At 37.8% G+C, this 12461-nt stretch carries 12 protein-coding genes; 9 read left to right on the forward strand and 3 right to left on the reverse strand.

Features of this window, described 5'->3' with window-relative positions:
- Positions 1-106: 106 nt before the first annotated feature.
- The 4 genes from E4T88_RS15685 to E4T88_RS15700 all read left to right on the forward strand — a co-directional run bounded on the left by E4T88_RS15685 (position 107) and on the right by E4T88_RS15700 (position 5024).
- A complete protein-coding gene (locus E4T88_RS15685; RefSeq protein WP_135107095.1) occupies positions 107-1501 on the forward strand; it encodes a TolC family protein in 1395 nt (464 codons plus the stop codon).
- A 155-nt stretch (positions 1502-1656) separates the two neighbouring features.
- Positions 1657-2649, forward strand: a complete 993-nt coding sequence (locus E4T88_RS15690) for an HlyD family secretion protein (RefSeq protein WP_135107097.1) — start codon at positions 1657-1659, stop codon at positions 2647-2649.
- A gap of 3 nt (positions 2650-2652) precedes the next feature.
- On the forward strand, positions 2653-3822 hold the full coding sequence (locus E4T88_RS15695) for an ABC transporter permease (RefSeq protein ID WP_135107099.1): 1170 nt from the start codon (positions 2653-2655) through the stop codon (positions 3820-3822).
- Complete coding sequence (locus E4T88_RS15700) at positions 3819-5024, forward strand: ABC transporter permease (RefSeq protein ID WP_135107101.1); 1206 nt, start codon at positions 3819-3821, stop codon at positions 5022-5024. The genes E4T88_RS15695 and E4T88_RS15700 overlap by 4 nt, the downstream gene beginning before the upstream one ends.
- 22 nt (positions 5025-5046) lie before the next feature.
- Here E4T88_RS15700 and E4T88_RS15705 read toward each other — a convergent pair whose 3' ends face one another.
- Positions 5047-5289: a putative signal transducing protein gene (locus E4T88_RS15705; RefSeq protein ID WP_006841975.1), complete on the reverse strand. Its 243-nt coding sequence runs from the start codon at positions 5287-5289 to the stop codon at positions 5047-5049.
- Between the two features lie 162 nt (positions 5290-5451).
- Between E4T88_RS15705 and E4T88_RS15710 the strand changes: the two genes are divergently transcribed.
- The 5 genes from E4T88_RS15710 to E4T88_RS15730 all read left to right on the forward strand — a co-directional run bounded on the left by E4T88_RS15710 (position 5452) and on the right by E4T88_RS15730 (position 9536).
- The gene (locus tag E4T88_RS15710) at positions 5452-7614 is read left to right on the forward strand and encodes a TonB-dependent receptor (protein ID WP_135107103.1); all 2163 of its coding nucleotides are present in this window, start codon (positions 5452-5454) and stop codon (positions 7612-7614) included.
- A gap of 30 nt (positions 7615-7644) precedes the next feature.
- Positions 7645-8298: a hypothetical protein gene (locus E4T88_RS15715; protein ID WP_135107105.1), complete on the forward strand. Its 654-nt coding sequence runs from the start codon at positions 7645-7647 to the stop codon at positions 8296-8298.
- Between the two features lie 15 nt (positions 8299-8313).
- A complete protein-coding gene (locus E4T88_RS15720) occupies positions 8314-8934 on the forward strand; it encodes a hypothetical protein (protein ID WP_135107107.1) in 621 nt (206 codons plus the stop codon).
- Positions 8927-9211 carry a winged helix-turn-helix domain-containing protein gene (locus E4T88_RS15725; protein WP_135107109.1) on the forward strand — a complete coding sequence of 95 codons (285 nt, stop codon included), beginning with the start codon at positions 8927-8929 and terminating at the stop codon, positions 9209-9211. The genes E4T88_RS15720 and E4T88_RS15725 overlap by 8 nt, the downstream gene beginning before the upstream one ends.
- A gap of 79 nt (positions 9212-9290) precedes the next feature.
- On the forward strand, positions 9291-9536 hold the full coding sequence (locus tag E4T88_RS15730) for a GlsB/YeaQ/YmgE family stress response membrane protein (protein ID WP_006841970.1): 246 nt from the start codon (positions 9291-9293) through the stop codon (positions 9534-9536).
- An 84-nt stretch (positions 9537-9620) separates the two neighbouring features.
- Here the strand turns inward: E4T88_RS15730 and rlmD are convergent, their stop codons facing one another.
- Positions 9621-11030, reverse strand: coding sequence for a 23S rRNA (uracil(1939)-C(5))-methyltransferase RlmD (gene rlmD, locus E4T88_RS15735; RefSeq protein ID WP_135107110.1), 1410 nt, complete (start codon positions 11028-11030; stop codon positions 9621-9623).
- Positions 11031-11255: 225 nt separating this feature from the next.
- On the reverse strand, positions 11256-12461 hold the full coding sequence (locus E4T88_RS15740; RefSeq protein WP_135107112.1) for a hypothetical protein: 1206 nt from the start codon (positions 12459-12461) through the stop codon (positions 11256-11258).

A 12461-nucleotide genomic window follows, 5' to 3' on the forward strand; every position in this document is an offset into this window, starting at 1 on the left:
AAGTGTTAAAATAAAAGTGAAAGTTCTCTGTACATTTTGTATATATAAAAAGACTATCTAATTTTGCAGTTTAGTTGCATAAGCAATCAACACATAAAACCACTATATGAATACTAAGAGTTTAGGATTAGCCTTATTTTTCTTTTTTAGTATAGCATCCACAGTTTGGGCACAACAGTTTCTATCGCTGGAGCAATGCCGACAACTTGCAATAGAGAACAACAAATCGCTCAAGATAGCTTCTGAGCAAGAGAGAATAGCATATTATGAGAAGAAGGATGCACTTACCAAATTCTTCCCCGAGATATCGTTTACGGGAGCATATTTGCGCAATCAGAAGAATTTGTACCTCATTCCATCTTCTGCCATACCTACATCCATACCTCTCCCGATAGAGATTCCCGGAATAGGCAATAATATTCCGATAGACGACAAAATCCGTAATAGCATTCATGATCTAGGAAAGGTAGACATCAAAAACGTATGGGCGGGAGGATTTACGCTTACACAACCGTTGTTTATGGGAGGAAAGATCGTTGCTTACAATGATCTGAGATCTTATGCCCAAGACCTAGCCAAAACAATGAAAGAGACTCAGATGACAGAGGTTATCGTGGAGGTAGACAATGCATATTGGCAGGTTGTATCAGTAGCTAATAAGAAGAAGTTGGCTGAATCGTATGTCAAACTCATGCAAAAGATGGACTCTGATATTTCAGCCATGGAGCAAGAGGGCGTAGCCACAAAAGCAGACAGGCTCTCTGTAAACGTAAAACTAAACGAGGCAGAGATGACTCTTACAAAAGCTGAAAACGGGCTGAGTCTTTCAAAAATGCTATTAGCTCAAATATGCGGACTGGAAATCAACGATCAGCTTACTTTAAAAGATGAAAATATAACAAACATTGCAACCGATGAAGGTGTAGATGCTATACCCAACATAGACGAAGCCATATTGAGCAGGACAGAGATAAGAAGTCTCGAGCTAGCCACAAAAATATATGGGAAGAAAGAAAAGATTGCAGTAGCCGAGTTTATGCCGAATGTTGCACTTACAGCAAACTATTTATGGACAAATCCGAACTTATTTGACGGTCTGGAAAATAAATTTGCCGGAATGTGGAATGTAGGAGTACTACTAAAAGTCCCTTTAAATTTTGCTTCTAATTCGGCAAAGCTTAATGTAGCAAAAGCCGAAACACGCATCAAACAATTTGAAATGGAGGATGCAAAGGAAAAAATTAAATTACAAATAAACCAATCAGCATACAAACTGTCGGAAGCAAACAAAAAGCTAAAGACTGCGCAAAAAAACACAGAAAAGGCGGATGAAAATCTAAGATACGCAAACGTAGGATTCGAGGAAGGAGTAATCCCTTCATCGGATGTTATAGCTGCACACACAGCTTGGTTATCAGCTCACTCGGATCTGATAGATGCTCAGATCGACATTATCTTATGCCGAATATACCTGAACAAAGCATTGGGTCGTAAGTTTTAAAAATATCTTATATTTATCTATATATAAGGAACTAAGATGATAAAAGTATACAATTAGGGAAAATAATAAAAAAGTGTCACTTTTGTCACCTTTTAGACCTAAAACAACTGATTAACAAATCGATATATATTTGAAAAAAAGTAACAAATAAAGATATGGATACAGAAAACAAAAAAACAGGTTCTAAACTCATACCTATTCTGATTTTTGCCGCCGTTATTATTCTAGTTGGCTTATACGGTTTCTTCTTCCTCAACCAAGAAGACAACATCATACAAGGAGAAGCGGATGTAACCGAAGTACGTATATCCAGCAAAGTGCCCGGACGTATCGCAAAATATATGGTAGACGAAGGAAGCTATGTGAAAAAAGGTGACACTCTTGCTATACTAAGCATCCCTGACATCGATGCTAAGCTGGCACAGGCAAATGCTGCACAGCAAGGAGCTGCGGCACAAAACCAGAAAGCAATAAAAGGAGCACGCGTAGAGCAAATCCAAGGGGCATACGAAATGTGGCAAAAGGCTAAAGTAGGAACAGACATAGCGCAGAAGTCGTACAAGCGTGTTCAAAACTTGTTTGACAAAGGTGTTGTAACCGCACAAAAGAGAGATGAAGCCGAAGCACAATACAACGCATCAGTTGCAACAGAAAAGGCCGCGAAGTCTCAATACGACATGGCTGTAAACGGTGCAGAAAAAGAAGACAAAGAAGCGGCCTTTGCCTTATTGGAAAGAGCAAAAGGTGCTGTAGCAGAAGTATCATCTTACATCTCTGAAAGCTATCTGATCTCACCTATTGACGGAAAGGTTACGGAAAAATTTCCGAACGAAGGAGAGTTGGTAGGTACAGGGGCTCCGATAATGAATGTTGCTAAACTAGACGATAAGTGGGGTTCATTCAACATCAGAGAAGACCATCTAAAGAACTATAAAGATATAGGTAAGACATTCAAGGCATACGTTCCGGCACTGGATCAGGAAGTAGAGATGACCGTATACTATGTCAAAGATTTGGGATCGTATGCAGCATGGAAAGCCACCAAAACAACAGGACAGTACGATAGAAAGACTTTTGAGGTAAAAGCTCGATTCAACGACAAAGCAATCGATGTACTGCCGGGAATGTCACTTATCATTAAAGAATAACAAATGAGCTCTAAAACCGGTATACTAGCCATATTCAAAAGGGAGTGGATACGTATATCCTCATCCAAAATATGTATATGGGGGATATTCGTTGCTCCGCTATTATCCATGACTATTTTGATGTGGATGATGAGCGCAGGGCTGCCCTCACGTATACCTATTGCGGTGGTAGACCTAGACAATACGACTACAACACGCTCTTTGATACGCCAGTTGGATGCTTTTGAAAAAACGAATATACAGTATAAAAGCCTTTCGTTTAAAGAAGCAAGGCATCAGATGGAGCGAATGGAAGTATATGCTGTACTAACTATTCCGAAAGATTTTACGAAAGATGCAATTTCAGGCAATCGCCCCAAATTGGTTTATTATACCAACAATGCTTTTTTGATATCGGGCTCCCTGCTATTTCAGGATTTGAAAACAATATCTACGCTGGCTTCGGCCTCAGTAGGACTAAAGACTGCAACGGCAAAGGGTTATACAGAAAACCAGATTATGCCGATCTTGCAACCGATTACGATAGACGCTCATCCCACAGGAAACCCTTGGCTCAACTATTCGGTATATCTGAACAATGTTCTCTTGCCGGGTATATTGCAATTGATTATCCTGATGTTTACCGTATCGGCTTTCGGTTCGGAAATAAAAGCGGGTAACGGGCCAAAACTTATGTCTATGGGAGACAACTCCATCATCAAAGTAATGATAGGGAAACTACTTCCATATACGATCATATATATGGGGATAGCGTTATTATTTGTGGCAGTCCTTTATTACATCAATCGATTTCCATTGCATAATGGTTTTTGGCCTATGTTCTTTAATTATGCATGCCTCATTCTGGCAGCACAGGGAGCAGGCGTCATACTTTTGGGAATATTCCGCAATTACCGGTTTGCCCTAAGCATAGCCAGCCTTATAGGAATGGTATCATTCTCCATTACAGGATTTTCATTCTCTACATTGGCGATGGATGGAAGCCTCAGTGCATTGAGCAACTTATTCCCGCTAAGGCATTTTTTCCTTATCTATGTAGATCAGGCGCTAAATGGCATAGCGGTGGGCTACTCCATGTATCATTATGCGGCACTGCTTGGCTTTGTGTTGCTATCAATATTCTTCTTCGGTACTGTAAGAAAATTACTGAAGGATAACGTATATGAGCTATGAAAAGATTACTACTTGACATATATTATGTTTGGATCAACGAGCTAAAGGTCATATTCAAAGACCCGGCGGTTATATTGCTCTTCTTTATAGTACCGTTGGCCTATCCTGTACTGTATAGCTTTATATACAATAACGAAACTGTACATGAGGTAAAAGTTATATTAGTAGATGATTCAAACTCTTCGCTCTCAAGGGAATTTAAAAGAAAAGTAGATGCCACAGCCGATGTAAAGGTAATAGGATACGCCTCGGACATGGAAGAAGCCCGTGAAGCTCTCCGAAGAAAAGAGGCTTACGGGATAATGTATATCCCCAGAGACTTCAGCAAAGACATACATACTCAGCAACAAACGAAAGTCAGCGTGTATGCCGATATGAGCAGTTTGTTGTTTTACAAAGCAATGATACTCAGCGCTACCGAAGTATCGCTGGATATGGGTGCTGATATACGCGTAGTTGAAACCGGAAGCGGAAGTCAGGAAGAAGATGCCACTACCCGGCAAACAGTAGAAAATGAATGGGTTCCGATGTATAATCCACAGAATGGATTTGCAAGCTTCCTTGTTCCTGCGATACTTATACTCATTATACAGCAAACAATGTTTTTGGGTATAGCTACTATTGTTGGCACACACAACGACAAGAAACGATTTACAATAGCATCACACACAGCCCAAGGCAAAAATGTAGGTGCCATAAAGCTAACGATCGGTAAAGCCTTTTGCTATGCCTCTTTATACATGCTGATCTCGGTATGGGTGCTCCGAGTAATACCATATATCTTCAAGTTTCCGCAGATAGGAGACCCACTGACAATTGCAGCATTTCTTATGCCGTTCCTGTTGTCGGCTACATTCTTTACAATGACACTCTCCTACTTCTGCTCGCAGCGTGAATTCGGAATGATGTTGTTTGTATTCACCAGTGTCATATTCATATTTATATCGGGTATATCTTGGCCTTGGACTGAGATACCTACAGCCATAAAGGCGATAGCATACATTGTTCCGTCTACACCGGGCATTCACGGGTTCATTAAAATAAACACAATGGGAGCTACTCTGAATGATGTATGGTTCGAATATATAGCTCTTTGGATACAGGCAGGAATATATTGTATTACGGCAACCATAATGTATAAATGGTGGATACAGAATTACGACCCGGAATACAAAGGAATGATAAGAAAAAGAGTTGAATAAATCTTCAACTCTTCTTCATCTTCTATTGATATTTCTCGAAGTCAAAATCTTCTCGCTTAGCAAAGCCTCCTTCTATAAGTAACTCTGCGGCGCGCCTGTAATCCTCCGATCTGACCTGTAATCTGGCTGTACCTAACCCTGCGGTGTAAACAGTAAGATATTCTCCATTTACAACACAGTCTATGCCATTGTCAATCAGAAATGATTTTGCTATAGCCAAATTAGCTTCAAAGTCAGCGCTTTTTAAAGTAACCAGTTCATCCATAATCTTTAGATTTATTATCCACTTATAAATGTAGATATAATCAACAAACTAGACAAGACGAACAATATTTATTTCAATTATTTATAAAATAATTTGGTTTATAATATAAACCACTTTACATTTACAGAATAAAATATTATAAACCACTTTAAGGAAAAAAATATGATACTCCGGTTAACTCTAATAATAATTCTATTAACGCTATCAGTCAGGGCATTTAGTCAGTCTCAAATACAAGGATATATAAGAGACGAGAATAACAAAGGTATAGCTTTCGCAAATGTTTATATAGAAAACACAGTAGATGGAACGAGTACCGATGAGAACGGACACTTTGTTTTAGAAACTGAAGAGAAAGGGTCTGTTACGCTGATAGCTTCATTTGTAGGATATAAACCGTTCTCTATCACTTCCGATGTTTCGAAATTGAACAACTTAGCTATTAACCTGAAGCCCGACCTAACAAACCTAAATGAAGTAGTCGTTACGGCAGGTAGTTTCCAGCTAAAAGGAGAATCGAATCTGGAAAAAAAGAATGCTATCGATCTAGTTACAGCTGCAGGCTCGGAAGGAGATTTATACAAATCGATAACAAACTTACCCGGCGCTCAAATATCGGGTACAGATGGCAAACTGCAAGTAAGAGGCGGAAGTAGCTATGAGACTCAGACCTATATAGACGAGATGCACGTAATGTCGCCATATACATCCATGCCGGCAAACACAGCTGTGAGGGGAAGGCACTCTACATTTATATTTGATGCGATAAATTTTTCAACGGGAGGCTTCTCGCCGGAGTATACTCAAAGTTTGTCGAGCGTACTGCCCTTGTCGACTAAAGACGAAAGTACTATTACGAAGATAGGAGCGAGTCTAACTAGCGTAGGTTTGGGAACGGGAGGAACAAAATCGTGGGATAAAGGATCAGCTTCTTTTGATGTAAACTATACAAATCTTGAACCATATACAAAACTGATATTCCCTGACGAGAAGCCGGATTGGGATAAGTATTATCAAGGAATATCGGCAGCCAATCAGCTTCGGTTTAAGCTAGGAGACAAAACATATCTTAAAACATATTTCACTTACGACAAAACTCTTTTTAAGAAAAAGGAGACTCCCGCATTCAGCAATATTGACCGCAAACTAGATTTTGATGAAGATAACCTATACCTAAACAGCACATTCAAAAAGCGATTTAGCAATGGGATAAATTACTTCGCCGGAGTAGCTTATTCTTGGAATAAGAAGAATATAAATAATGCCAGAGTACCAAATGACTTGTTTAAGTCGGATGAAAGTGAGCTCCATCTAAAGACAAAGGCAGAGAAACGATTCTCCGGCTTGTATAAGCTAGGAGTAGGAACAGAAGCTCTGATCAGAAAATATGAAATGACTTATCTGGACGAGAAGAGTGTAGAAAGAAAAGTAAATCATAATATCGAAGGATTATTCGTTAGCAATGATTTTAACCTATCAGATAAACTACTCTTAAACGCATCATCACGTATCGAGTATGCTTCGTTAGACAAGTCATTTGCACTACTTCCCCGCATTGCCTTAAACTACAATATAAAGAAAGACATTGTATTATCAGCTGTCGCAGGAAAATATCAGCAGACTTCTCCCAACGAAAATTTGATTTACAACAATCACCTGTCACAAGAGAATACAACGCAATATATACTGAGTGCACAGAATACAATTACAAATTATCGAGTATTCAGGGTCGAAGTTTATCACAAGAAATACAACAAACTGACTACCATATATGACGACTTTTATCACTCTGATGGACATGGATATAGCCAGGGTGTAGACCTAATGTATAAAGATGGGTTCAGAACAGGAAACAAGCAATCCTTAGAATATATGCTATCGTATTCATACAATGATTCGAAGCGAAAGTATGCCGAATACAATGAAAAAATTATGCCGCCATTTACGACAAAACATAACGCATCGGTCATTCTAAGGTATTCGAACGAAAAGTTAAAAAGCATAATCGGAGTAACAAACCGATTTGCCAGTGGACGTGCATATCACAATCCTAATTTACCCGGTGTAATGAACGAAACAACTCCCGCTTATAACTCTTTGGATGTTAGCTGGACTGTATTGGCACACAAAAGGCTAATCATATATGCGAGTGCCTCAAACATTCTTGGCAGAACGAATATATATGGGTATGATTATAATCCGAACCCGAATACATCGGGCAGATATGAAGCAAAATCTATAAAGTCGTATCAAAACAATTTCTTCTTCATCGGATTCTTCTGGACAATAAGTGGAAAAGTAGCATACGATCCGGCAACATTCTAAAATAAAACATTAACCCTTAATTATATTCTTATGAAAACGTTTAAATTTTATCTTTGTATAGCAATACTAATTGCACCAATGGCTTTATCAGCAATAACAAATACTGATTCAACCTATTTGAAAGTAATGGAGAAAACAGTATTAAAATTAGATTCTGCCAAATCAGTAAACGAGTTACAAACAATCCGGAATCAATTCGAACGGATATCTTTGAAATATGACAAAGAATGGCTACCTCTTTACTATGTAGCATACACGGGAATACAAATGACATATTACAACCCAAAGGCAGAAAACAATGAAGCCATTCTCGAAACGGTAAAAGCAAGTCTTGACAAGCTAAATTCATTTACCAATGCTGACAAGTCAGAAGTCAGTACTTTGTATGGGTATTATTACAATGGATTATCGATGACTAATCCGGCAGTAAATGGACAAAAATATTTTAATGATGTAATCAGTAACTATGAGAAGGCTATAAAGCTGAATCCGGAGAATCCGAGACCAATCTTTTTATTAGCTTTTTATGAAAGTTTTTTACCTGACTTTATTCGCTCGAAACGTGATTTTTGTGAAGAGATAAATAAGGCAAAGTCATTATATCAGAAAGAACAAAAAACAATAGAAAAACCGCATTGGGGCGAAGCTTTTATGATACAAATTTCAGAGAAGTGCAATAAATAAAATAATACCGGCATAATGGAAAATAATTTCACCGAACAAGATAGCATGAAGCTTATCAATGAAATGATCTCGCAAGCGAGAAACAATTTTCAGGAAGGAGGCATTAGAACGAGTATATTCAGTGGATATGTGGTGGCTGCAACCGCTTTTGCCAATTTCATCCTCATCCATACATTAGACGATCCGAATCAATCATTCTGGATTTGGCTAACAATGATACCAATGATAATAATATCAAGAATAATAAAGAGGAGATATTCGAGAAGTGCGACAGTGAAAACACATATAGATAAAATAGTAAGACACATCTGGAATGCATTTGCCATATCTGTTGCGATCTTTCTTATAACTATTTATGGAACAGCATACGCCTTACACTCAGGCTTTCTGGGAATCCTTATAACTCCCATTATTTTAACAATGATGGGTGCAGCACAATTTACAACTTCTATCGCTTGCCGATTCAGACCATACCTTTATGGAGCATGTATTTTTTGGGGAGGAGCCTTAGTGTGCACATTAAGTTATATTTTTGCCAGTGGTGATATTCAATTTATTATTTTGGGTATATGTGCTATCCTTGGACTTTGTGTACCGGGGCATATAGCAAACCGTAAAGCCGTTAAAAATGTTTAAAGATCTTGATCCACTCTTACACTCGCAACTGCGACTGGCAGTAATATCATTGCTGCTATCTGTAGAAGAAGCTGACTTTGTCTTTATCCGAGAGAAGACAGGTTCAACTGCGGGTAACTTGAGCGTACAAATAGAAAAATTAAGCGAAGCCGGATATATCAACGTCCGCAAATTCATTGATGGGAAGAAACCCCGCACCGTTTGCAAAATAACTCAAACAGGCATAGATGCATTTGACAAATACGTAAAAAATCTGCAAAGTTATATTAAGAAATAATGCAAGAAGCAAACCATATCTTTATTAAGCGTGTTATAAAAGATAGAGTTCAATTTTATTAACATAAAAATAAAAGAGTATGGAATTCATTTGGTCAATAATAATAGGTATAGCTGCCGGATTTATAGCTGGCAAGATTATGAAAGGCAGTGGCTTCGGACTTATACTAAACCTTATAGTCGGTATTGTCGGAGGATTACTAGGTGGATGGATATTTACGCTGCTCGGGTTGGATGTAAACGGTATTCTCGGCAACTTGGTAATGTCTACTATAGGAGCAATCGTACTGCTTTGGATAATATCCTTATTTAAGAAAAAAGAATAGAGTATAAAAAGAGATAATTCTTAAAAGCTGAGAAAGAGGTATATTCCAACGAGTATTATCTCTTTCTCTGCTTTTAACGAATTCTTATTTCTTCGCCAGCAATACTACATTCTCTACATGATGTGTATGAGGGAACATATCTACAGGCTGTACTCTGTCCACTTTATATTTTTCGTCCAACAAAGACAGGTCACGTGCCTGAGTAGCCGGATTACAACTAACATATACAATACGATCGGGCTCGGCAAAAAGAATTGTCTTTATCACATCATCATGCATACCTGCACGTGGAGGGTCTGTGATAATCACATCAGGGCGTCCATGCTCATTGATGAAGTCCTGTGTAAGAATATCCTTCATATCTCCCGCATAAAACAGCGTGTTATCTATCTTATTTATTTGGGAATTAACTCTCGCGTCCAAGATAGCATCCTCTACATATTCTATTCCTACCACTTTCTTTGCCTTAGAGGCTACAAAGTTGGCAATAGTACCTGTACCTGTATAAAGGTCATATACAAGTTCATCGCCGGATAGGTTTGCAAAATCACGTGCTATTTTATACAAATTATAAGCTTGCTCGCTATTTGTCTGATAAAAAGACTTAGGACCTATCTTAAACTTTAAGCCTTCCATCTCTTCATATATACAATCATTTCCTTTCCATACCAGAACGTCTTGATCTGTTATAGTATCATTCGCTTTCTGATTGACAATATAGAGTAATGACGTTATTTGAGGGAACTCTGTGGCAACAGCCGTCAATAAGTCTTCTTGTTGTTCTTTTTCATCATCATAGAATACAACAATCACCATCAGTTCACCCGTTGTGGATGTCCGTACAATAAGGTTGCGCATCAATCCACCTCTATTTCTTAAATCAAAGAAGGTATAGTTTTTATCATAACAGTATTGACGTATAAAATTGCGGATCTGATTAGAAATGTCTTCTTGTAGCCAACATTTGTCTATATCCAATACTTTATCAAACATACCCGGAATGTGAAAGCCCAACGCATTCATATTATCAAAACTTTCACCGGAATTGATTTGCTCCAAGGTAAGCCATTTTTTATTCGAAAAAGTGAACTCTAATTTGTTTCTGTAAAACTGTGTTTTTTCCGAACCTAATATATGATGAATATCAGGCAACTCTATTTTTCCTATACGCGTCAAATTATCCTCAACCTGCTTTTGCTTATACTTTAATTGCTCCGCATAGGGCAGGACTTGCCATTTACAGCCGCCACAGATACCGAAATGTTCACAGAATGCTTCTGTACGGTTTGGTGAGTATGAGATAAAACGGACAGGCTTCCCTTCCGCATATTTATTTTTCTTGCGGGTTATTTGCAAATCGATCACGTCGCCCGGCACAACGTATGGTATAAACACAACCAAATCATCTACCTTAGCTATAGCTTTGCCTTCTGCGGCTACATCTACGATCTCTACATTTTCTATTAACGGAAGTTCTTTTTTCTTTCTGGCCATTGATCTTTATTTGAGTATAAAATGCGTGCAAAGATAATTCTATTTTTTCGCTTTTTGGTGTTAGCACCCCCCGCTATCTTGATAGCTTTAGAAAAAGGTGACAAAAGTGACACTTTTTTACTTGTTTTTTATTGTCACTTTCCATATTAAAGAGCACATCCATATCAGAGATCACGTATATAAGATAAATTAGAATAGAAGACATAACCTGATTTGGCTTCTGCCCTATTTTTTCTTCATCTCTTTGATAGTCTTGTAACAGACAAATGTCAGGAATAAGCCAATTAGAATAATAACCACCCATAAAAAAAGAGGCTTTTCGATCAGTGACGGCTGCCTTTCAGGAACTGCAACCGGCATATTAATCTGTGAAAGATTCTCCGTTTTAACAATAGGCAAATCTACAGGAATATCATTCTTAAAGTGATCTATATCATAATCAGGTGATGATTTATATCTCATACCAACCTCCAAATAATATTTTTCACCCTTCTCTAGATAAGCGCACAAATAACGATTCAATCCATACACTTTGATTGAAACAATATCTAACGGAAGATTATTATTATTCTCAATAGCTATAAAAGTGTGCTTGCCAAGAGGAAAATAATCGACGATGAAAGAGTTATCCGTTTTGGAAGACAAATCGAACTTTAAAGACTTTTTGTTAATTGTATCAGACAAAAGAACATGTCGCAAATAATGAGCATCGCTTTGTACCGATATCTCCAGTCGATTGATCTTATATGTGTCCTGCAAATCGGGAAAACTGATATATGTTTTCTTGTTTATACTATCCTTAGCTACGAAACGACCCAGATTGATTTCGGAGAACTGTCCATAAATATTTGAGCTTGCATAATTTCCTACCCTTAATATTTTTAACGGACTGTTTTGATCATTTTCAATCGTTATCTCATAATGCTTATAGTTTCCTTGGGGAATATCGAGCAGTAAAGCATCTTCGTTATTATCCGCCTTATGCTCCAGATTGTAGATGTGAGTCTTCTGCTTTACAATATACCATTGCAACAAATCATTACTCCCTCTCACCGAAGCATATTTATTAACGTCGGCACTACGTATAAAAATATAAAAACGACTTATATCATCTAACTTTGTATTATCTATAACAACAATATTAAGACTATCCTTTTCAATATTCTGCTTTAATGAATAGCTTTCAAATCGACTTACTTCCTGCACCGGACTCACCGCTCGAAGAAAATAAGAGATCTCTTTATTTTTACTATTGTATATCCTCAAATCGGATAAGTCAGACGCAACAGACTTCGCTATTATATGCTGATCGAGCTCTATATTATAATACCCTTTTTCTTCTACTGGTTTTACATCAGCACGCCAAAGTGACTGTCCATAGACTTGAAAGACAAAAAGAGAAAGCAGATATGTAAATATTATTTTTTTCAT

Origin of the sequence: Dysgonomonas mossii (assembly GCF_004569505.1) — a bacterium.
Lineage (GTDB): Bacteria > Bacteroidota > Bacteroidia > Bacteroidales > Dysgonomonadaceae > Dysgonomonas.